We start from the raw sequence: 19,555 nt of genomic DNA on the forward strand, positions 1-19,555 counted from the left end.
ACCCGCTCACGGCATCCACGAACCCGCCTGACCTCTTCGGTTGTGCAGCACACGGAACCCTCATGACCAGCCCCATTCGGAAATCGCACAAGCTCGACAACGTCTGTTACGACATCCGCGGGCCGGTCCTCGAACACGCCAAGCGCCTCGAGGACGAAGGCCATCGCATTCTCAAGCTGAACATCGGCAACCCTGCCCCCTTCGGCTTCGAAGCGCCCGAAGAGATTCTGCAGGACGTGATGCGCAACCTGCCGACGGCACAGGGTTACTGCGACTCCAAGGGGCTCTACTCGGCGCGCAAGGCGATCATGCAGGAGTGCCAGCGCAAGGGCATTCCACAGGTCGGCATCGAGGACATCTTCATCGGCAACGGCGTCTCCGAGCTGATCGTGATGGCGATGCAGGCGCTGCTCAACGACGGCGACGAAGTACTGATCCCGGCACCGGACTATCCGCTGTGGACCGCCGCCGCCAATCTCTCCGGCGGCCATCCGGTGCACTACCTGTGCGACGAGGCCAACGAGTGGGCGCCGGATATCGCCGATATTCGCGACAAGATCACCGCACGCACGCGAGCGATCGTGCTGATCAACCCCAACAACCCCACCGGCGCGGTCTATCCGCCGGCGGTGGTCAAGGAGATCCTCACCGTGGCCCGCGAGCACGGGCTGGTGGTGTTCTCCGACGAGATCTACGACAAGATCCTCTACGATGGCGTCGAGCACGTCTCCACCGGGGCCCTGGCCGAGGACGACCAGCTGGTGGTGACCATGAACGGGCTCTCCAAGAGCTACCGCTGCGCTGGCTTCCGCTCCGGCTGGATGATCCTCTCCGGTGGCCTGGGCAAGCAGAACGCCGAGGACTTCATCCAGGGGCTCAACATGCTGGCGTCGATGCGGCTGTGCGCCAACGTGCCGGCCCAGCATGCGATCCAGACCGGACTCGGCGGTTATCAGTCGATCAACGATCTGATCCTGCCCGGCGGACGTCTACTGGCACAGCGTGACGTGGTGTATGAAAAGCTCAATGCCATTCCCGGCGTCTCCTGCGTCAAGCCCAAGGGGGCGCTCTACGCCTTCCCCCGGCTCGATCCAGAGATCTATCCGATCCACGACGACGCTCAGATGGTGCTCGATCTGCTGCTGCAGGAGCGTATCCTGCTGGTCCAGGGCACGGCCTTCAACTGGCCCACTCCCGACCACGTGCGCATCGTCACCCTGCCCTGGGCGGACCAGTTGGGTGACGCGATCGACCGTTTCGCCCGCTTCCTCGCGCGCTACCGTCAGTGACCGGCGGCGGTGGCCCCGGGCCACCGCGGCGCGCTCGATGCGTGCCCTTCCCCCTCTTGAAACCTATCGCTTAACGTCGTATCTAACGGTTCATAACCAGCTGATTAACCGGCGATAACACATAACAGGCTAAGCAATAGCCGGGGGCCATCCGGCCCTCGGTAACGCAGGTTTTCCACGACTGAGGGTAGAAACCGATGATGCGAATCATCCTGTTCTTGGCAACCAACCTGGCGGTGGTTCTCGTCGCCAGCATCACGTTGCGCTTGCTGGGCGTCGAGCCCTATCTCAACGCCAACGGGCTGAACATGAACAGCCTGCTGATCTTCTGCTTCGTGTTCGGCATGGCCGGCTCGCTGGTGTCGCTGTTCATCTCCAAATGGATGGCGAAGATGAGCACCAAGGCCAAGGTGATCGACCAGCCGAGCAACTCCACCGAGCAGTGGCTGCTGGACACCGTGCGCGAGCTTGCCCAGCAGGCCAATATCCAGATGCCGGAAGTGGCGATCTTCCCGGCCCAGCAGTCCAACGCCTTCGCCACCGGCTGGAACAAGAACGACGCCCTGGTGGCTGTCTCCCAGGGGCTGCTCGAACGCATGCGCCCGGAAGAGGTACGGGCGGTGCTGGCCCACGAGATCGGCCACGTGGCCAATGGTGACATGGTCACCCTGGCGCTGATCCAGGGGGTACTCAACACCTTCGTGATGTTCTTCGCCCGCGTGGTGGCCCAGGTGGTCGACAGCTTCCTGCGCGGCCGCGACAACGGCGGCGGCCTCGGCTTCATGGGGTATTTCGCCGTCGTCATCGTCGCCGAGATCGTGTTCGGCCTGGTGGCGTCGATCATCGTCGCCTGGTTCTCACGCTTTCGCGAGTATCGGGCCGATGCCGCCGGGGCCAAGTATGCCGGCGCCGGGTCCATGATCAACGCCCTCTCCCGACTCAAGGCGGAGACCCAGCAGCCCGACCAGATGCCGGATTCGCTGACCGCCTTCGCCATCACCACCGGCCAGACGCGCAAGCTGATGGAAAAGCTGTTCGCCAGCCACCCGCCGCTGGATGATCGGATCCGCGCGCTGAAAGAGTCCGCCTACCGCGACTGAGCGCCATACCCTGGCATCACGTTCGACCGCACAACGCCCCGCCCCCTCGGCGGGGCGTTCTTGTCTATCACGGCTGCCGCCCCCTGAGAGCGCCCCCAACGACCGGGCGATATCGCTGTATGCCAACACCGACTGCGCAAGCGACCAGAAGGTGACTTTCCCGGCGCATGGATGAGAATGGTTGACATTCATCCTCAAGCACCGTTCAATTGGTTGACTTTATCAACCAAAAAACGGAACTTTCATGTCCCAAGTGCTCGCCGGCGATACCCTTCACCGCCTGCTGCACGCCTACAAGCGTGCCCTGCGCCGCGCCTACGACGATGAGCGGCTCGGACTCGGCGTCGCGCAGATCCGCACGCTCAAGGCGATCCGCGGCCTGGCACCGTGTAGCGCCAGCGAGATCAGCGCGCGACTCACGTGGGACAAGGCCCAACTGGCGCGCCTGCTGAGCGATCTCGACACCCGCGGACTGGTGTGCCGAAGTCCGTCACCCGACGATGGCCGGCGCCAGCGACTGACGCTCAGCGACGCCGGCCAGGCCATGCTGGCGCGGGTCGATGCCTGTGAGCAGCGCGCCCATTCGCATCTCGCCAAAGGCTTGAGCGAGGCCGAGCTCGCCGCCTTCGAGGCGCTGGCGCAGCGTCTGATCGACAATCTCGAACGTCCCACGCCCTCTGCTGACTGACAGGAGCCCCGTATGCCCAAGACACCACCACGTGCCTTCACCGTGCTCGCCCGGCAGCCACTGACCCCACACATGCTGCGCCTCACCCTTGGCGGCGAGGCGATGCGCACCTTCCCCGCCGATCAGGCCAGCGCCTACATCAAGCTGGTGCTGCCCCGGGAGGACGATACGCCAGCGCGGATGCGCACCTATAGTGTGCGCCGACAGCGTGAGGACGCCATCGAGGTCGACTTCGTGCTCCACGCCGACGGCGGGCCGGCGGCCAACTGGGCGCGCAACGCCCGCCCGGGGGACATCATCGAGATCGCTGGCCCCGGGCCGGTCAAGCGGGTGGCAGAGGACGCCGACTGGTATCTACTGGTAGGCGACATGACCGCGCTGCCGGCGATCGCCGCCAATCTCGAACGGCTGCCGCCGCAGGCGGTAGGAGAAGTGATTATCGAGGTGATCAGCGAGGCCGATATCCAGCCGCTGACGGCGCCGCCCGGGATGCGTATCAGCTGGCGTATCGAATCGCACCCGGGACGCGACAGCGAGGGCCTGCTTCGCGCCGTGAGCGAACTGGCCTGGCGGCCGGGAAAAGCGGGTATCTGGATCGCCTGCGAGTTCTCGGCGATGCGCCGCCTACGCCGCCACCTGCTCGACGAGCGCGGCGTCGACAAACGCGAGATGTATCTCTCGAGCTACTGGAAGTATGGTGCCAGCGAAGACGGACACCGCCTCAGCAAGCGCGAGGATGCCGAGCGCGAAAGCGCCTGAGCGTCGGCTACGACGCTCGATCCTGCGTGACACTCGACCCCATGCCCCTCGCCCCGCCGCGGCACTCAGTCAGGCGTGGCGACACCGAAGCCGAAGCCGCGCAGCACCGCCTCGAGTTCGGGGGCCGCGGCGGTGAGCGCCACCTCCAGGGTCTGGAACTCGCGGCGTACCGGATAGTCGCGACGATAGGCGTCGAAGCCCTGGGCCATGCCCAGGCGCCGGCGATAGCGCTCCAGCCCCATGGCGTCGCGGCGCGGATCGTAACAGGCCCGCGCGCACAGCCGCAGCGCGTCGTCGCGGGGCGTGTCGGCGTCGAGCACCAGTCGCGGCAGCCAAGGCGCCGGTGTCAGCCGCTCCAGGCTCTGCCGCGCGGGTAGACCGAGCTGACGCGACAGTGCCTGATAGATCATCTCGGTGCCGCGCAGTTTGCCATCGACACTATGGCCGGCGATGTGCGGCGTGGCGAGATCGACCCGGGCATAGAGCGCTTCGTCGATCCCCGGCTCCTGCTCCCACACGTCGAGCACGCAGCGCAGGTCGGCGTCGCGAGCCAGACGTTCGTTCAGTGCCGTGCCGTCGAGGCAGTCGCCGCGGCCAGCGTTGAGCAGCACGGTCCCCGGCGCCAGCGCCTCGATCCGCCGCCGATCGAGCAGATGCCGGGTGGCATGCGCTCCGGCGGCCACCAGCGGCGTGTGCAGACAGATGACATCGGCGCGCGCGATCAGCGCGTCGAGGTCGACGAACCCCACGCCCCCTTCGGCGTCGGCACGCGGCGGATCGCAGATCAGGTGATCGATGCCCAGCGCCGCCAGACGTGCGGCGAGGCGCCCGCCGACGTTGCCGGCCCCGACGATACCCACGGTCTTGGCGAACAGGTCCTCCCCGTCGCGCTCGCTCAACAGCAGCAGGCTGGAGAGCACATAGTCGACCACCGCCTCGGCGTTGCAGCCGGGAGCGTTGGCAAAACCGATCCCGTGCTCGCGCAGTGCCGCCAGGTCGACGTGGTCGGTGCCGATGGTGCAGGTACCCACGAACTTGAGTCGCGACCCGGCCACCAGCGCCGCATTGACCGGGGTGATCGAGCGCACCACCAGGGCGTCGTGATCGCGCACGCTGGCCGCGCTCATCTCACGCCCGGGCTGGCGCGTCACCTCCCCCAACTCGCCGAAGAAGGCCTCCGCCAGGGGCACGTTCTCGTCCACCAGAATTCGCATGTCTACGGCTTCTCCCTGTCGGCCTGAAGGGCTTGCGCAGTACGCGTCGATTTCTGCCGCGCTTGCTTTACAATGAGCCCGATACGAGCCATGACGGCACGGCCGCGCCGCCCGGCGCAGCCATCTTAGGCGGGACACCCGGCAGGGACAAGCCGGGGCATACAACCACGACAGGAGTTCGCGTGATCGTTCGTTGGGAGAGTGGACACGACTACGTTCTGGTGCACCTGCACCAGGACATGTTCGGCGACTGGATCTTCAGCCGCGCCTGGGGCCAGATCGGCACCCAGTATGGCGGCCTCAAGCATGCCGTGGCCGAAAGCCGGGAGCAGGCCATGCTGTGGCTCGACGACCTGGCGCATATCCAGCTGGCGCGCGGCTTCCGCAAGGTGCTGGAAGCCGACGACGACAGCCCCGAAGGGCGCCGCGCCATGGCCCAGCTATCGTTGCTCGACTGAGTCTCTGGCTCACCTGCCCTCTCTGAATCAAGGGCGCGACGCAACCCCGTAGGCGTCGCTGCCCTGGCACCCGCCACCGGTCACCAGGGGGATGCGCCATCGTCACTCGCGATGGCGGATGCTGAAGCAGTGGTGCAGATTGGCGCGCCGGCTGAAGTCCGGGTCGAAGGTCTGCGCGGTGATCTCCGTCACCGCGAAGCGCGCCGACAGCGCCGGATCGAGCTTGAAGCGCTGCTGGTTGTTGGAGAAGATCAGCTCCCCACCCGGTGCCAGCCGCGCCATCGCCAGCTCGACCAGACGCACGTGATCACGCTGGATATCCAGCGTGCCGGCCATCTTCTTCGAGTTGGAGAAGGTCGGCGGATCGAGAAAGATCAGGTCGAAACTGCCACCGGCGGTCTCTAGCCAGCGCAGACAGTCGTCGCGCACCACCCGGTGACGACCGGGATCGAGCTGGTTGAGCGCCAGATTGTCCCGCGCCCAGTCGAGATAGGTATTCGAGAGATCGACACTCAGGCTGTCACTGGCCCCGCCCAGGGCGGCGTGCACCGTGGCCGTGCCGGTGTAGCAGAACAGGTTGAGAAAACGCTTGTCCGCGGCGCGTTCGCGTAGCAGCCGGCGCACCGGGCGGTGGTCGAGGAACAGCCCGGTGTCGAGATAGTCGGTGAGATTGACCCACAGCTTGGCCGGCCCCTCCTCGATCACGAAGCGCTCGCCGCTGTCGCTCTGCTTGCGGTACTGCGCCTTGCCGCTCTGCCGCTCACGCTGCTTGTAGTGGATCTGCTCGGGGCGCACATCGAGCGCCGCCGGGATCGCACTCAGCGCATCGAGCAGCCGCCGCTGGGCCTTGTCGGCGTCGACCGAACGTGGCGCAGCGTACTCCTGGACATGCACCCGGTGACCATAGACGTCGATCGCCAGCGCATACTCCGGCATGTCGGCGTCGTAGAGCCGGTAGCAGCGCTCCCCCGACTGCTTGAGCCACTTGGCCAGACGCTTGCGATTCTTCTGCAAGCGGTTGGCGAACATCTGCGCGCCCTCGCTCAGCGGCGCCGACGCGTCCGTCGCCGGCGTCTGTGCGGTCGACGCGGTCGCAGGGGCCTCGGGATCGCGCGCCGCGACATCGGCCAGCAGCAGCTTGCAGTCGAGCGGTCCGTTCTTGAACGCGTACTGCTTGTGCGCACGCAGGCCCAGGCGATGGCCAAGATCCGGGTTACCGGTGAACAGCGCCAGCTGCCAGCCGCCGAAGTGCTGCTTCAGCCGCTGCCCCAGATCGCCGTAGAGCGCCACCAGCTCCGGCAGCTCGCCAAGACGCTCGCCGTAGGGCGGGTTGGTGATCACCAACCCCGGCGTGGTGGCCTCGGCGGGCGGCGTCAGCCCCTTCACTGCAGCGCCGGCCAGCTCGATCAGTGCCGGTATTCCCGCGCGCATGGCATTGCTGCGCGCCGCAGCGATCGCCTGCGGGCTCTGATCGAAGCCCCACAGGCGCGAACGCGCCCGCCGCCGGCCGAGATCGGCACGCACCTTGGCCTCGCGGGCCAGGGTCTGCCACAGCGCCGGATCGAAATCGGCCAGACGCTCGAAGGCGAAGCGCTCCCGGGTGAGCTGAGGCGCGATATCGGCGGCCATCATCGCCGCCTCGATCAGCAGCGTGCCGGCACCACACATCGGGTCCACCAGCGGCTCGCCGCGCTTGGCCCGCGCAGGCCAGCCGGCTCGCACCAGCAGCGCCGCGGCCAGATTCTCCTTCAGCGGAGCGTGGCCCACGTCACGCCGATAGCCGCGCTGGTGCAGGCTGGCGCCGACCAGGTCGATGCCCACCAGCAACTGCCCCTTGTGCAGATTGGCGTAGAGGCGCACGTCAGGCTGGCCGAGGTCGACCTGCGGCCGCGGGCGCCCGGCCGCCGCCAGCGCCTCGACGACCCCATCCTTGATCACCTGGGCACCGAAGCGGGTGTGGCGAATCGCCGCCGACTGGCCGTGGAAGTCCACCGCCAGGGTATGGCCGTCGCGCAGCTTCTCGGCCCAGGGCAGTTGGCTCACCGCGGTGACGATCGCCTCCGGGGTGTCGCAGCCGCTCTCGCGCCCCAGGGTCAGGATCACCCGGTTGGCCAGGCGCGACCACAGACACAGACGGTAGGCCGTGGCGAGATCGGCCCGCGCATGCAGCCCGGCGACGGTAGTTTTTTGTATCTCCGCCCCCAGCTCGGCGACCTCTTCCGCGAGCAGCGGTTCGACGCCCCAGGGGCAGGTGATATAAAGGCTCAACAGCGAGTTATCGTCTTTCATGGTGGCGTCACCGAACCGTCTCGGCCCGGTCATATTCCCGTGAGTGCATTTTCAATCTGGCCTTATGACAAAACGCTCATCGACATCGTTTCTCATTTCCGCTAAAGCTAGAGGTGTAGCTACGAAACAACGCATGCGTATGCCTGTCCGGACGTTTTCGCGGGCGGAGTCTTCTTTCGGCGAACGGTACGCCGTGGAGTCTCTGTGTTTTCCCAAAGGTGATGCACTTGTTCCGACAAGAGGCCATACGATGAAACGACAGAAACGTGATCGCAACCAGCGGGCATATCTGCACGGCTACAAGGCGGGGGTCGCCGGTCGCTCACGCGACGAATGCCCGAGCCAGGATATCAACCTGCGCGAAAACTGGATGAGCGGTTGGCGTGAAGGTCGCGGGGACCAGTGGGATGGCATGACCGGCGTGTCCGGTATCCACAAGAACCCCATGGTGATGACTTGAATAGCGGCCCGCGCCGCTGACGAGCATCGCCTCATCACACTCAAGGCCCGCACAGCGCGGGCCTTTTTGTTGCCACCGCCAGGGGCGCATCGACACGCCTCCCCGGTCAAGGCATCTGACCCGTGCGCTCAGGCAGATGCTGCGCTGCTGTTTCCGGTCGCGCGAATACACTCCCCGATCAGCTCCGGCCCGCGATAGATGAAACCGGTATAGAGCTGCACCAGATCCGCCCCCGCCTGGCACTTCTCGCTCGCCCGAACGCCGCTGTCAATACCACCGGCACCGATGATCGGCAGGGTCGGCAGCAGTCGGCGCAGCTCGCGCACCACCGCGGTCGAGGTGGCGAACAGCGGCGCCCCGGATAACCCACCCGCTTCGTGGGCATGCGGCGTACCGGTGACGTTCTCGCGCGATACCGTGGTATTAGTGGCGATCACCGCATCGATCTCGTTGTCGGCAAGCGTCCGTGCCACCAGCGCGATCTCCTCTCGGGTCATGTCGGGAGCGATCTTCACCGCCAGCGGCACGTGGCGTCCCTGCTCCGCATCCAGCCGCACGGCCTCCTCCTTGAGCGCCCCGAGCAGGCTATCGAGATGCTCACCGAACTGCAGGTTGCGCAGTCCCGGGGTGTTGGGCGAGGAGATATTGACCGTGACGTAGTGCGCCGCGGCGTGGACCTTGCGCAGGCAGGTCAGGTAGTCGTCGACCGCGCGCTCCACCGGCGTGGTCAGGTTCTTGCCGATATTGATGCCGATGATCCCGCGGTAGCGGCTCTTGCGCACGTTGGCGACCAGCTGATCGACCCCCGTGTTGTTGAACCCCATGCGATTGATGATCGCCTGGGTCCCGGTCAGCCGGAACAGACGCGGACGCGGATTGCCCGACTGCGGCTTGGGCGTGGTGGTGCCCACCTCGACGAAACCGAACCCCAGCGCCCCCAGGGCATCCAGATGCTCGGCGTTCTTGTCCAGCCCCGCCGCCAGTCCGATACGGTTGGCGAACGTCAGTCCCATCACCTCCACCGGTTCGCCCGAGCTGTCGGCATCGCCAAGCAGCCCCGACAGACGCAGCCGATGCGCCACATCCAGAGCGGTCAGCGTGACGCGATGTGCGGTCTCCGGCTCGAGCCGGAACAGCAGAGAACGAACGACGGGGTACATGGAGAAATCTCGTCGGTGGCAAAAGGGATCGACAGCGGCGAGCGAGTATATCCCAACTGGGGGCGGCGAGACGAACCGCACCCGCTCGAATGCCAGGTGACATTATCTGCCACCCTCCCATGACGCCGAAACCCGGCACGGGGCCGGGTTTCGATGCCTGGGGCGAGGCACGCCCCCAACTGTCGATCAGCGCGCGTCGAGCTGCTGTACGCGCAGGGTGTAGTTGTTGACCGAGTTCATCGCCGAGCCGAACCGCTGGCCCTTGACCCAGACCCGATAGCGGCCGGGCTGGAGCACGGTCTCGATATCGAAGTTGCCATCGGCCAGCGAGCCTTCGTCACTGGCCACCGTGCGACCATCGGCGTCGAGCACCTTGGCCTGAAGGCGGAAACTGCCTTCGTGACCGGGGAAGGTCGAGCTGGTGACCGAGACCGTGCCGGCTTGGGCGACGTCGAAGGTGAGCACTTCGCCCTGCTGCAGCACTTTGATATCGGAAACGATCTCATCGAAGCTGCTCGGCAGCGGCGCCTGCTGACGCTCGCGGGCGGAGGCGCCGGTCGGCGCGCTGGCCTGCCCGGCCGTCGCCGGCTTGGACGCCGAGCCGGTATTGGCGGTGCCGAAGTCGGGGCCCTTGGGCGCGGCCTCGCTGGTGCCAGCGGTCGCGCCACCGGCAACCGCACTGGCTGCGTCACGTCCCGGCGCACTGAGCGTCGCCACATCGTCCTTGTCGTCGACGAAGGCGGTGGTGCGGCCACTGCTGCCGGGGCCACCGAACATGATGCCACCGCCATTGTCGACCCCGCCCTGGTCAGCGGTGATCACCTTGCCACTGGCGTCCAGCGCATCGACCTGGATGTTGAAGCTGTTACCGCCGGTCTTGGTGCTGCCGAACTTCTGCCCCGAGACCTGCAGCGTGTAGTTGCCCGGCTCGAGCCGCTGCTCCATCTCCAGGCCGCCGGTGTTGCCGAGCCCGCTACCCTTGGCCAGGACGTTACCGTTGGCGTCGATCAGCGTGGCCTTGATGCGGTAATCCAGGGATTCGCCGGGCAGAGTCGAACTGGTGAAGCGGTAGCGTCCGGCCTCGTCGACGGTGAACGGATGCTGCTGCACGCCGCCGAAGAAGAAGCTCTGGCTACGGGCATCGGAGCTGGATTTGAAGAAGCTGGTCAGGTCGACCTTGGCGGCCGCGGCCTGCGCCTGCTTGAGCGCCTCGCTCTGGGCCATGGCGGGCAGTGCGGTGGCGACACCGACGGCCAGGATAAGGGTGGAAAACGCGCGATACTTCATGGGGCCTCTCTGCGTTGACTGCCTGCGGATCGCTGCAGCATAACAGAGGCGCTTGCCTGAACACCTTAACGGTTCTCAGGCAAGCGCCTGTGACAATGCGTGATGACTGGCCGGGACATCGGCCAGCGGACGATTCAAATCGCTTTTTCAAATCACTGTTTCAAGCCGGGGACCGGCGCGCGCGGGTACGCACCGGCCCGCCGCCACCTTAGCCGTCGCTCTCGCTCTCGGCAAGATCGACCAGTTCGCGAATGGCCACCGCGATCAGCGCGAAGCTCACCTGGGTGCCGGCATTGATCTCGCCCAGCAGCGCGTTCCAGCGCTCGAACAGCGGCGCGTGCTGCTCCTCCCAGCGGGTCACCCGCGCTTCCACCTCGCGCGGGGCATCGCTCATGCCCAGCACTTTCACCGTCAGCGCCAGTTGCTGGCGGTCGAGGTCGTCGCGGAACGTTTCCCGCGCCTGCATCTGCCAGCTGTCACGCACCTCGAGGGCATTGATCTGGCGCATCATCCACGGCAGCTCCAGCTGGTGGCCGATGGCGTAGTAGACCTCGGCCACGCGCTTGAGCTTCTCGCCACTGACACGCGCTGCCTGGATGATGCCGAGACCGGCATAGAGGCTCGGCGCGGCAGCCACCACCGCAGCCTGGGCCTTGGGCACCCCGGCTTCGACCAGCTCGTCGCGGCGCCCTTCCCAGGCCTCTCGTTCGTCGCCCTTGAGGCGGTTGCCGATGTCCTCCTGCAGCTGGGTCAACTGGGGCGCGAACTGCTCCACGCACTCCTTGACGCTGAGCGTGCCGCGATGGCGCAGGAACCAGCGCGTGGCACGCCGCATCAGGCGCATCAGATCGAGCATCATACGGTACTGGACCTGACTCTCGACCCGGTAGTCGAGCGCCTCGATCTGCTCCCACAGACGATTGAAGCCGAAGCTGTCGCGGGCGATCACGTAGGCCTGGGCAATCTCCAGGCGCGACGCGCCGGTGGAGTCGCGCAGCTGGCGTACGAAGGTGATACCCATGTGATCGACCAAGTCGTTGGCGATCTGGGTCGCGACGATCTCGCGCTTCAGCCGATGCTGGGCAAGATCGTCGGCGAACCGCTCGGTCAGGGTCGCCGGAAATGCCTTGGCCACGTGCTGCTGCAGCTGCGGGTCGTTGGGCAGATCGGCGGCGATCAGATCGCTCTTCAGCGTGCTCTTGGCGTAGGAGATCAACACGCTCAGCTCGGGCAGGGTGAGCCCACCGTCGGCGTTGCTGCGCTCACCGAGCAGCTCGTCGCTGGGCAGGAACTCGAGCTCACGATCGAGGCTGCCAGCAGCTTCGAGTTCGTTGATGAAGCGCCGGTACGGCCCCATCCCCTCCAGCGACTGCAGCTCGGCGAGCGACAGCGCCTGGGTCTGACGATAGTTGTCGCGCACCACCAGCTCGCCAACCTCGTCGGTCATCTCCACCAGCAGTTGGTTACGCTGCTTCTCGGTCATGTCGCCGCGCTGGACGATCCCGTCGAGCAGGATCTTGATGTTGACCTCGTGGTCGGAGCAGTTGACGCCGCCGGCGTTGTCGATGAAGTCGGTGTTGACCCGAATCCCCTTGGCCGCGGCTTCCATGCGCCCGCGCTGGGTCAGGCCCAGGTTGCCGCCCTCGCCGACCACGCGGCAGTTGAGCTCGCGGCCATCGATGCGCAGGCCATCATTGGCCTTGTCGCCGACATCGGCATGGCTCTCGTCGTGGCCCTTGACGTAGGTGCCGATGCCGCCATTCCAGATCAGATCCACCGACGACTTGAGCATGGCGTTGATCAGGTCGTTGGGCGACAGCTTGTCGGCCTCAATGCCGAAGGCCTTTTTCATCGGCGCCGAGATGGCAATCGACTTGGCATCGCGCGAGAAGACCCCGCCACCGTCCGAGATCAGCCCCTCGTCGTAGTCCGACCAGCTCGACCGCGGCGTCTCGAACAGGCGCTTGCGCTCGGCGAACGACTTGGCCGCATCCGGCGTCGGGTCGACGAAGATATGACGGTGGTTGAAGGCGGCGACCAGACGGATCTTGTCGGAGAGCAGCATGCCGTTGCCGAACACGTCGCCGGCCATGTCGCCGATACCGAGCACGCTGAACTCATCCTTCTGGGTGTTGAGGCCCATCTCGCGGAAGTGCCGCTTGACCGACTCCCAGGCGCCGCGGGCGGTGATCGCCATGCCCTTGTGGTCATAACCCTGGGCACCGCCGGAGGCGAAGGCGTCGCGCAGCCAGAAGTCATACTCCAGCGAGATCGCGTTGGCGTAGTCGGAGAAGGTCGCGGTGCCCTTGTCGGCGGCGACCACCAGGTAGGGGTCGTCGGGATCGTGGCGCACCACCGCCTGCGGCGGCACCACGTCGGTACCATCGAGGTTGTCGGTGATGTCGAGCAGGCCGCGGATCAGCAGGCGGTAGCACTCGATGCCCTCGGCCTGGATGGCGTCGCGGTCACCATTCTCGGGCATGCGTTTGCAGATGAAGCCACCCTTGGCACCCACCGGCACGATCACCGAGTTCTTGACCTGCTGCGCCTTCATCAGACCCAGGATCTCGGTGCGGAAATCCTCGTTGCGGTCGGACCAGCGCAGGCCGCCGCGGGCGACCTTGCCACCGCGCAGGTGGACCCCCTCCATGCGCGGCGAGTAGACGAACACCTCGAACATCGGCCGCGGCTTGGGCATGCCCGGAACCTTGCTCGGCTCGAGCTTGAACGAGATGTACGCCTTGGCGCTACCGTCGTCCCCCGGTTGGAAGTAGTTGGTCCGCACGGTGGCCTGGATCAGGTCGACGTAGCGCCGCAGCAGCAGGTCGTCATTGAGGCTGGCCACCTGATCGAGCAGCGCATTGAGGTCGTCGACTGCCTCCTGGCAGCGGCTGTCGCGGTCGCCGTCCAGATCCGGGGCAAAGCGCAGTTCGAACAGCCGCGACAGACCGCGGGTGATATCCGCATGCGCGGCCAGGGTGTTGGCGATGTAGTCCTGCGACAGCCCGATGCGCAGCTGCTTGAGATAACGCGCGTAGGCGCGCAGCACCGCCACCTGCCGCCAGCCGAGGCCGGCGCCGATGATCAGCCGGTTGTAGGCATCGTTTTCGGCGTCTCCCACCCAGATCCGCGTGAAGGCGTCGATGAAGTTGTCGCGCATCGCCTGCAGATCGACCTCGCCGGCGCCGCGGTAATCGAAAGAGACGTCATGAATCCAGTAGGTCTGGTGCTCGGTATCGATATGATATGGGCGCTCGCTGATCACCCGCAGCCCCAGATTCTCGAGCACCGGCAGCATGTCGGAGAGCGGAATCGGCGAGTCGGTATGATAGAGCTTGAGATTGACACTATCGGCGGTGTTCTCGGCCAGATGATAGAGGCTGACCCCGATCGGCGCGCCGTCATCGAGCCCGCTCAGGTGGCGGATGTCGTTGGCTGCGGTGCGCGCCGAGAAGTCGTCACGGTAGCCGCCGGGGAAGGCGTCGCGGAACACCTGTGCCTGGCGGTTGCCTTCCTCTTCACCCAGGCTCTCGATCAATGCACCGTGCAGATCCTCGCGCCAGTTACGCGCCAGGAAGATGACCTTCTTCTCCAGCGCCCGGCGGTCGAAGGCCACCGGCTCGTCGCCGTTGAAGCGCAAGGTGAACTGGATGCGCGCCAGCACCGACTCCGAGAGATAAGGGTTGAAGTCGGCGAAGGTGGCGTCGAGTTCATCGCACAGCAGGTTCTGGATGCGCAGACGTAGATCGGTGGAGAAGATGTCGCGCGGGACGAACACCAGGCAGGAGTAGAACTGGCCGCAGCGGTCTTCGCGGATGAACAGGCGCACGCGGCGGCGTTCGCGGATATTGAGAATGCCGAAAGCGGTCTGACTCAGCTCCTCGATGGTGCTCTGGAACAGATCGTCGCGCGGGTGCACCTCGAGAATCTGCAACAGCAGCTTGCCGTTGTGGCCCTTGGGGTTGACCCCGGCGGCGTCGATCACCGCCTGCACCTTGCGCCGCAGCACCGGCACCGAGCGCGGTGACTCGTTGTAGACCAGCGAGGTGAACAGCCCGAAGAAGCGCCACTCGCCGATCACCTTGCCCTGCTTGTCATGGCGGGTGATGGCGATGTGATCGGGATAGGTCGGCCGGTGCACCAGCGCATGGTGGGCACTCTTGGCGAAGCGCAGCAGCGCCGGCATGGGGCCCGGCTCCTCGTCGGGCTCGAAGCGCACCGACTCCTGATAGCGCGGCTCGTCGAGCTTGAGCACCCCCAGCTCGCTGCCCTCGACCCGCGTCTCGCGCGCCTTGGCGCCGCTGCCGGAGAGCCGGCTCTCGGCGAAGCCGAGGAAGGTGAAGTGCTCGTCGAGCAGCCACTTGAGGAACGCCACCGTCTCCTTCTGATCCGCCGCGCTCACCGAGGCGGGGCGCTGGGCCTCGACCTCGGCGATCACCTCGCGCAGCTTTTCGCACATCGGCTCGAAGTCAGTGACCGCGGTGCGTACGTCACGCAACACCTCATGCAGGCTCTGCTCCAGGCCATCCAGTGTCGCCGTATCGCTGTGGCGATCGATCTCGATCAGAATCAGCGACTCGCGCGACGCCGGCGCCTCCTTGGCCCGCGGCCCGGTGATCTTCACCGCGTGGTGGCGGGCGTCGCGCTCGACCGCCAGCACCGCATTGTGGATCGCATGCAGGGTCAGGCCGCGACGGTTGAGTTCCATACGCACCGAATCGACCAGAAACGGCATGTCCGGGTGCAGCACCGAGACCACGGTGTGCGGCGACTGCCAGCCGTGCTCTTCGAAGTTGGGGTTGAAGATGCGGACCTTGGCATCGCTGGGATCGAAGGTGCGCATGAAGTGCCACGCCGCGAGCGTGGCACCGTAGACATCGTCCAACTGGCGGTCGGCCGCCTCCTCGAAGGGCGCCGTGGCATAGAGATCCTCGGCGAAGGCGGTGATCCGCTTCACCTTCTCCTCGGGAAGTCGCTTCGCCAGCTTCTCCCGCAGCTGCTCCAGAAACTCCGTCTTTCCTTCGATCGCGACGTGTTGCATCTATCACCTCGGCTGGCACCGGCCGTCGATATGGCGGCCGCATTCACATGGTGCGAAGCTTACGCCAGCGCCCGAGGGCGCCCTATCCACTTGAAGCTTCGTTATGGCGCATGTCGCTTACGCATCATGACACCCACCATCCGACGCCGGTGCGACTTGACAAATTCAGGCCGTCTCGCGGCGCTCGAGCACGACCCCACACTCGCAGTGGTCGGTCCAGGGAAACTGGTCGAACAGCGCCATCCGCGTGATCCGATGCGTCTGGGTGAGCTGCGCCAGATTGACCGCCAAACTGTCGGGGTTGCAGGAAATATAGACGATTCGCGGGTACTCCATCAGCGGCGCACAACTGGCGGCATCGAGACCGGCCCGCGGCGGGTCGACCAGCACGGTGGAGAAGTCGCATGCATCGAGGGCCATCGCGGCCACTCGTCGCCCCTGCTTCTCTCCGGCCAGCGCCTGGGCGAACTCCTCCGCCGACATCCGCGCCACGTGCACGTTGTCGATCCCGTTGGCGGCGAGGTTGGCCTGGGCCGAAGCGACAGAGGTCCGTGAGATCTCGGTGGCCACCACGCGGCGGAAGTTCTCTGCAAGCGCCACGGTGAAGTTGCCGTTGCCACAGTAGAGCTCGACCAGGTCGCCGACGCTGCTGCGTGTGGCATCCCGCGCCCAGCCGAGCATGGCGCGGCAGATCTCGGCGTTGGGCTGGGTGAAGCTGTTCTCCACCTGCTGATAGTGGAACTCGCGCCCTTCGACCGTCAGGCGCTCCCACACGTGATCGCGCTCGAGCACCAGGCGCTGCTTGCGCGAACGCCCGATCAGCGCCACCCCCAGCGTCGCCTGCAGCTCGCGGGCACGCTGCTCCCATTCGGCGTCCAGCGGCTTGTGATAGATCAGCGTGACCAGCGCCTCACCGCTGAGCGTGGTCAGAAATTCGACCTGGAACAGCTTGCGCCGCAGCGTGGTGTCGTCGCGAATGGCCTCCAGCAGCTGGGGCATCAGTGCATTGATGCGCTCGCCAGCGACCGGAAATTGATCGACACGCACCACCTTCTGGGCCACCCGGCCCTTGTGCAGCGGGGCCTCGGGGTCGGGTTCGAACATGGCGTAGTAGAGATCCTCCCCTTCGTGCCAGAGGCGGAACTCGGCGCGCATGCGGTAGTGCATCGGCGGCGAGGCGAAGACCTCCAGCGGCGGCGGGTCGAAGGCGGCGAACTGCTGCTCGATCCGCGCGCGCTTGGCCGCGAGCTGGGCGTCGTAGCGCGCCGGGTCGATGGTGGTGATGACCACGAAAAACTCCTCAATCGATAGCGGAAATAGCAGTGTCGGCGGGCACCGCGGCGACGGCCGGCAGAGGCCGCGGCGGGGCGAAGCCGAAGCCGGCCAGCGCCGTGGCCAGCCCAGTGGCGTCGGCGCCGGTCGCCCAGCTGGTGCCGGTCGTCACCGCGGGCAGCGTGGCCGCCGGCGCGGCCAGGGGCACGACATCCAGCACCTGCCCCAGGCGGCGCGCGATCGCAGCACCCGAGTCGATCCAGCGGATAGGGCGTGGCGCCTGCGCTTCGAGCTCGGCGCGCAGCAGCGGAAAATGGGTGCACCCCAGCACCACCGTGTCCAGCGCCGGCTCGCGCCACAACGGCATCAGCGCAGCGGCCAGCGCCTCGGCGTCGAGCGCGGCGCCAGCCAGCTTGCGCTCGGCGGCAACCACCAGGGCATCCGCGGCGACGCCGACGAGCCGGCAGTCAGCGGCGAAATCGGCCACCAGCCGCTGCAGATAGGCACGGTTGAGGGTGGCAGTGGTCGCCAGCAGACCGATCACCCGCGAGCGGCTGGTCTCGCCGGCGGTCTTGATCGCCGGCACCGTACCCACCACCGGAATCGCCAGCCGCGCGCGCAGCGCCTCCAGCGCCAGCGTGCTGGCCGTGTTGCAGGCCACCACCAGCGCCCGTGGATGGCTCTCGGCACACGCCGCCAGGCATACCTCGACGATCCGCTCCACCAGCCAGGCATCGGGCTTGGTGCCGTAGGGCAAGGCGGCGTTGTCGCAGACATAGTCGAGGCCGAGTTGGGGCAGCCAGCGCCGGATCTCGGCGCTGACCGAGAGCCCACCGACACCGGAGTCGAAGATCAGCGCATCACGCATGGGCCGGGCTCCCGGCGAAGTGGGTCAGCAGCGTCTCGATCAGTGCGCGCAGGCGGGCCGGCATGAAGTCGCGCTCGGCGTAGAGCAGGTGGACGTCGAGCGCGGGGATCGGAAATGTCTCGAGCAGGCGCACCAGGCGCCCCGCCGCCACCTCGGGCTCTCCCAGGAAGGCGGGCTTGACCACCAACCCCATGCCCAGCGCCGCGGCCTCGATCAGCGCGCGCCCGTTGTTGCACGCAAGCGCCGGACGAAACCGCACCCGCTGCGGCTCGCCGTCGACCTCGAAGGTCCACTGCGGCCCCTGACGTGCCAGCGTGTAGTGGAGACAGCGGTGATGCTTGAGCGAGCGAGGGTGATCGGGGGTGCCGTGGCGATCCAGATAGTCGGGGGCACCGTAGAGGTAGCACGGCATGCGCATCAGCGGCCGGGCGATCAGGCTCGAATCCTCGAGCGCGCCAATCCGCACCACCAGATCGTAGTCCTCGGCCAGCAGGTCGACGTGACGATCCTCGAGCACCAGCTCCAGGGTGACCGCCGGATGCGCCTGTTCGAAGGCTTCGAGCACCACCATCAGCGCCTGCGCGCCGAAATCCATCGGCGCCGACAGCCGCAGGCGACCGCGAATCTCGCCGCGCTGTTCGCCCAGCCCCGCCTCCAGCTCGTCGAGCTCATCGAGCAGCCGCGCGGTGGTGGTCAGATAGCGCTCACCCTCAGCGGTCAGCTGTAACCGCCGAGTGGTACGCGCCAGCAGGCGCACCCCGAGACTCTCCTCGAGGCGCGATATCTGCTTGCTGACCATGGCATTGGACACGCCCAACCGGCGAGCGCCGCCGGCAAAGCTGCCGGCCTCGACCACGGCCCGGAACACCTGCATCGCCTGTAGCCGATCCATCCCGGCCCCCTCTCGCGCTTTAGGGCGACCATTCTACGCAAAGCGACGACGATCGCGCAGTGCGATCGTCGTCGAAGGATCGCGCCGTGCGATCGTCTGGGCATCGTGCCGTGCGGGCCGGCGGCCCGCCACGCTCAGGCGTCGAGGGGAGACGGCGCGTCACGGAACTCGGAGTAGAGCTCCGGATAGGCCTCCTGCAGCCGTGACAGCTCGGACTCTGCCTGGGGCGGCATCTCGGCTGCCAGGCGTGTCAGGTCATCATCGTCGAAGTGCTCGCGGATCAGCGGGAACAGCTCCTCGCGTTCGGCACGTAGATAGGCGCGGTGGGCCTCGAGATAGGCGCGCAGATCCTCGGCGAACTTGTCCATCGGCATCACCCCATCCATCAGGATCATGTCGATGTCGCCGGAGAGACGCATCAGCTGTTCGTGGAGATGCTGATAGTCCTCCGCCAGCCGTGCAAACAGCGCATCGGTGTCGCTGGCCCGACTGGAGAGTTGCTCGCGGCAAATGCGCTCCAGCGGAATGGTGAAGCCGCTCATGTAGTCGAGAATGTAGTCCACCACCTCACGAATCAGGCGGAAATTGGGGCGTTCGCCATCGGCGAGCGTCTTGTGCTTGAGGTGCAGCACGTGGAGCAGACGCGCCATGTTGGCGTGATCCTGGCGCAGTTGAGTCAGCATGGGCATGGGAGTTCTCCTGTCCGTGCAGCGGCAATGACGACGAGCGTGAAGTGGCGAGACTGGAATCCAGCGTGCCGAGACCTCAGTGTAGCGGC

At 66.4% G+C, this 19,555-nt stretch carries 15 protein-coding genes; 6 read left to right on the plus strand and 9 right to left on the minus strand.

The features are described from left to right. The first annotated feature begins 62 nt into the window (after positions 1 to 62). From DOM66_RS05970 to DOM66_RS05985, 4 genes are all read left to right on the plus strand, one after another. A complete protein-coding gene (locus DOM66_RS05970) occupies positions 63 to 1,289 on the plus strand; it encodes a pyridoxal phosphate-dependent aminotransferase (protein WP_110674466.1) in 1,227 nt (408 codons plus the stop codon). Positions 1,290 to 1,486: 197 nt separating this feature from the next. Beyond that, on the plus strand, positions 1,487 to 2,389 hold the full coding sequence (gene htpX / locus DOM66_RS05975; protein ID WP_110674465.1) for a protease HtpX: 903 nt from the start codon (positions 1,487 to 1,489) through the stop codon (positions 2,387 to 2,389). Positions 2,390 to 2,633: 244 nt separating this feature from the next. Next, positions 2,634 to 3,077, plus strand: a complete 444-nt coding sequence (locus DOM66_RS05980; RefSeq protein ID WP_110689537.1) for a MarR family winged helix-turn-helix transcriptional regulator — start codon at positions 2,634 to 2,636, stop codon at positions 3,075 to 3,077. A gap of 12 nt (positions 3,078 to 3,089) precedes the next feature. Then, the gene (locus DOM66_RS05985) at positions 3,090 to 3,836 is read left to right on the plus strand and encodes a siderophore-interacting protein (protein ID WP_110689538.1); all 747 of its coding nucleotides are present in this window, start codon (positions 3,090 to 3,092) and stop codon (positions 3,834 to 3,836) included. 65 nt (positions 3,837 to 3,901) lie between these two features. Here DOM66_RS05985 and pdxB read toward each other — a convergent pair whose 3' ends face one another. After that, positions 3,902 to 5,050, minus strand: a complete 1,149-nt coding sequence (gene pdxB, locus DOM66_RS05990) for a 4-phosphoerythronate dehydrogenase PdxB (RefSeq protein ID WP_110689539.1) — start codon at positions 5,048 to 5,050, stop codon at positions 3,902 to 3,904. Between the two features lie 182 nt (positions 5,051 to 5,232). Here pdxB and DOM66_RS05995 point away from each other — a divergent pair, with 182 nt between their 5' ends. Next, positions 5,233 to 5,508 (plus strand): hypothetical protein, encoded by a 276-nt coding sequence (locus DOM66_RS05995; RefSeq protein WP_110674461.1) that lies wholly within the window; start codon positions 5,233 to 5,235, stop codon positions 5,506 to 5,508. 102 nt (positions 5,509 to 5,610) lie between these two features. On the opposite strand, the gene rlmKL is transcribed toward DOM66_RS05995, so the two are convergent. Then, the gene (rlmKL, locus tag DOM66_RS06000; protein WP_110689540.1) at positions 5,611 to 7,797 is read right to left on the minus strand and encodes a bifunctional 23S rRNA (guanine(2069)-N(7))-methyltransferase RlmK/23S rRNA (guanine(2445)-N(2))-methyltransferase RlmL; all 2,187 of its coding nucleotides are present in this window, start codon (positions 7,795 to 7,797) and stop codon (positions 5,611 to 5,613) included. Positions 7,798 to 8,047: 250 nt separating this feature from the next. Here rlmKL and rmf point away from each other — a divergent pair, with 250 nt between their 5' ends. Further along, positions 8,048 to 8,257, plus strand: a complete 210-nt coding sequence (gene rmf, locus DOM66_RS06005; protein WP_035471369.1) for a ribosome modulation factor — start codon at positions 8,048 to 8,050, stop codon at positions 8,255 to 8,257. Positions 8,258 to 8,385: 128 nt separating this feature from the next. Here rmf and DOM66_RS06010 read toward each other — a convergent pair whose 3' ends face one another. The 7 genes from DOM66_RS06010 to DOM66_RS06040 form a co-directional block, all read right to left on the minus strand. Further along, a complete protein-coding gene (locus DOM66_RS06010) occupies positions 8,386 to 9,417 on the minus strand; it encodes a quinone-dependent dihydroorotate dehydrogenase (RefSeq protein ID WP_110674459.1) in 1,032 nt (343 codons plus the stop codon). Positions 9,418 to 9,603: 186 nt separating this feature from the next. Beyond that, positions 9,604 to 10,704: a hypothetical protein gene (locus DOM66_RS06015; RefSeq protein ID WP_110674458.1), complete on the minus strand. Its 1,101-nt coding sequence runs from the start codon at positions 10,702 to 10,704 to the stop codon at positions 9,604 to 9,606. Positions 10,705 to 10,912: 208 nt separating this feature from the next. Further along, on the minus strand, positions 10,913 to 15,745 hold the full coding sequence (locus DOM66_RS06020; protein ID WP_110689541.1) for an NAD-glutamate dehydrogenase: 4,833 nt from the start codon (positions 15,743 to 15,745) through the stop codon (positions 10,913 to 10,915). A gap of 165 nt (positions 15,746 to 15,910) precedes the next feature. Next, the gene (gene trmA / locus DOM66_RS06025) at positions 15,911 to 17,035 is read right to left on the minus strand and encodes a tRNA (uridine(54)-C5)-methyltransferase TrmA (RefSeq protein WP_110689542.1); all 1,125 of its coding nucleotides are present in this window, start codon (positions 17,033 to 17,035) and stop codon (positions 15,911 to 15,913) included. A gap of 10 nt (positions 17,036 to 17,045) precedes the next feature. After that, complete coding sequence (gene murI, locus DOM66_RS06030) at positions 17,046 to 17,885, minus strand: glutamate racemase (protein ID WP_110689543.1); 840 nt, start codon at positions 17,883 to 17,885, stop codon at positions 17,046 to 17,048. Then, the gene (locus tag DOM66_RS06035; protein ID WP_110674454.1) at positions 17,878 to 18,777 is read right to left on the minus strand and encodes a LysR family transcriptional regulator; all 900 of its coding nucleotides are present in this window, start codon (positions 18,775 to 18,777) and stop codon (positions 17,878 to 17,880) included. Before DOM66_RS06035 ends, murI begins: the two co-directional genes overlap by 8 nt. Positions 18,778 to 18,911: 134 nt before the next feature. Beyond that, positions 18,912 to 19,460 carry a hemerythrin domain-containing protein gene (locus tag DOM66_RS06040; RefSeq protein WP_110674536.1) on the minus strand — a complete coding sequence of 183 codons (549 nt, stop codon included), beginning with the start codon at positions 19,458 to 19,460 and terminating at the stop codon, positions 18,912 to 18,914. Positions 19,461 to 19,555: the final 95 nt, after the last annotated feature.

The sequence above is a fragment of the Salinicola endophyticus genome, from assembly GCF_003206575.1.
GTDB classification, from domain to species: domain Bacteria; phylum Pseudomonadota; class Gammaproteobacteria; order Pseudomonadales; family Halomonadaceae; genus Salinicola; species Salinicola endophyticus.

What these genes read in the sequence shown, in the direction of transcription:
- DOM66_RS05970 (WP_110674466.1), top strand. Translation starts at nt 63, where the DNA reads ATGACCAGCCCCATTCGGAAATCGCACAAGCTCGACAACGTCTGTTAC.
- htpX (WP_110674465.1), top strand. Translation starts at nt 1,487, where the DNA reads ATGATGCGAATCATCCTGTTCTTGGCAACCAACCTGGCGGTGGTTCTC.
- DOM66_RS05980 (WP_110689537.1), top strand. Translation starts at nt 2,634, where the DNA reads ATGTCCCAAGTGCTCGCCGGCGATACCCTTCACCGCCTGCTGCACGCC.
- DOM66_RS05985 (WP_110689538.1), top strand. Translation starts at nt 3,090, where the DNA reads ATGCCCAAGACACCACCACGTGCCTTCACCGTGCTCGCCCGGCAGCCA.
- pdxB (WP_110689539.1), bottom strand. Translation starts at nt 5,050, where the DNA reads ATGCGAATTCTGGTGGACGAGAACGTGCCCCTGGCGGAGGCCTTCTTC.
- rlmKL (WP_110689540.1), bottom strand. Translation starts at nt 7,797, where the DNA reads ATGAAAGACGATAACTCGCTGTTGAGCCTTTATATCACCTGCCCCTGG.
- rmf (WP_035471369.1), top strand. Translation starts at nt 8,048, where the DNA reads ATGAAACGACAGAAACGTGATCGCAACCAGCGGGCATATCTGCACGGC.
- DOM66_RS06010 (WP_110674459.1), bottom strand. Translation starts at nt 9,417, where the DNA reads ATGTACCCCGTCGTTCGTTCTCTGCTGTTCCGGCTCGAGCCGGAGACC.
- DOM66_RS06015 (WP_110674458.1), bottom strand. Translation starts at nt 10,704, where the DNA reads ATGAAGTATCGCGCGTTTTCCACCCTTATCCTGGCCGTCGGTGTCGCC.
- DOM66_RS06020 (WP_110689541.1), bottom strand. Translation starts at nt 15,745, where the DNA reads ATGCAACACGTCGCGATCGAAGGAAAGACGGAGTTTCTGGAGCAGCTG.
- murI (WP_110689543.1), bottom strand. Translation starts at nt 17,885, where the DNA reads ATGCGTGATGCGCTGATCTTCGACTCCGGTGTCGGTGGGCTCTCGGTC.
- DOM66_RS06035 (WP_110674454.1), bottom strand. Translation starts at nt 18,777, where the DNA reads ATGGATCGGCTACAGGCGATGCAGGTGTTCCGGGCCGTGGTCGAGGCC.
- DOM66_RS06040 (WP_110674536.1), bottom strand. Translation starts at nt 19,460, where the DNA reads ATGCTGACTCAACTGCGCCAGGATCACGCCAACATGGCGCGTCTGCTC.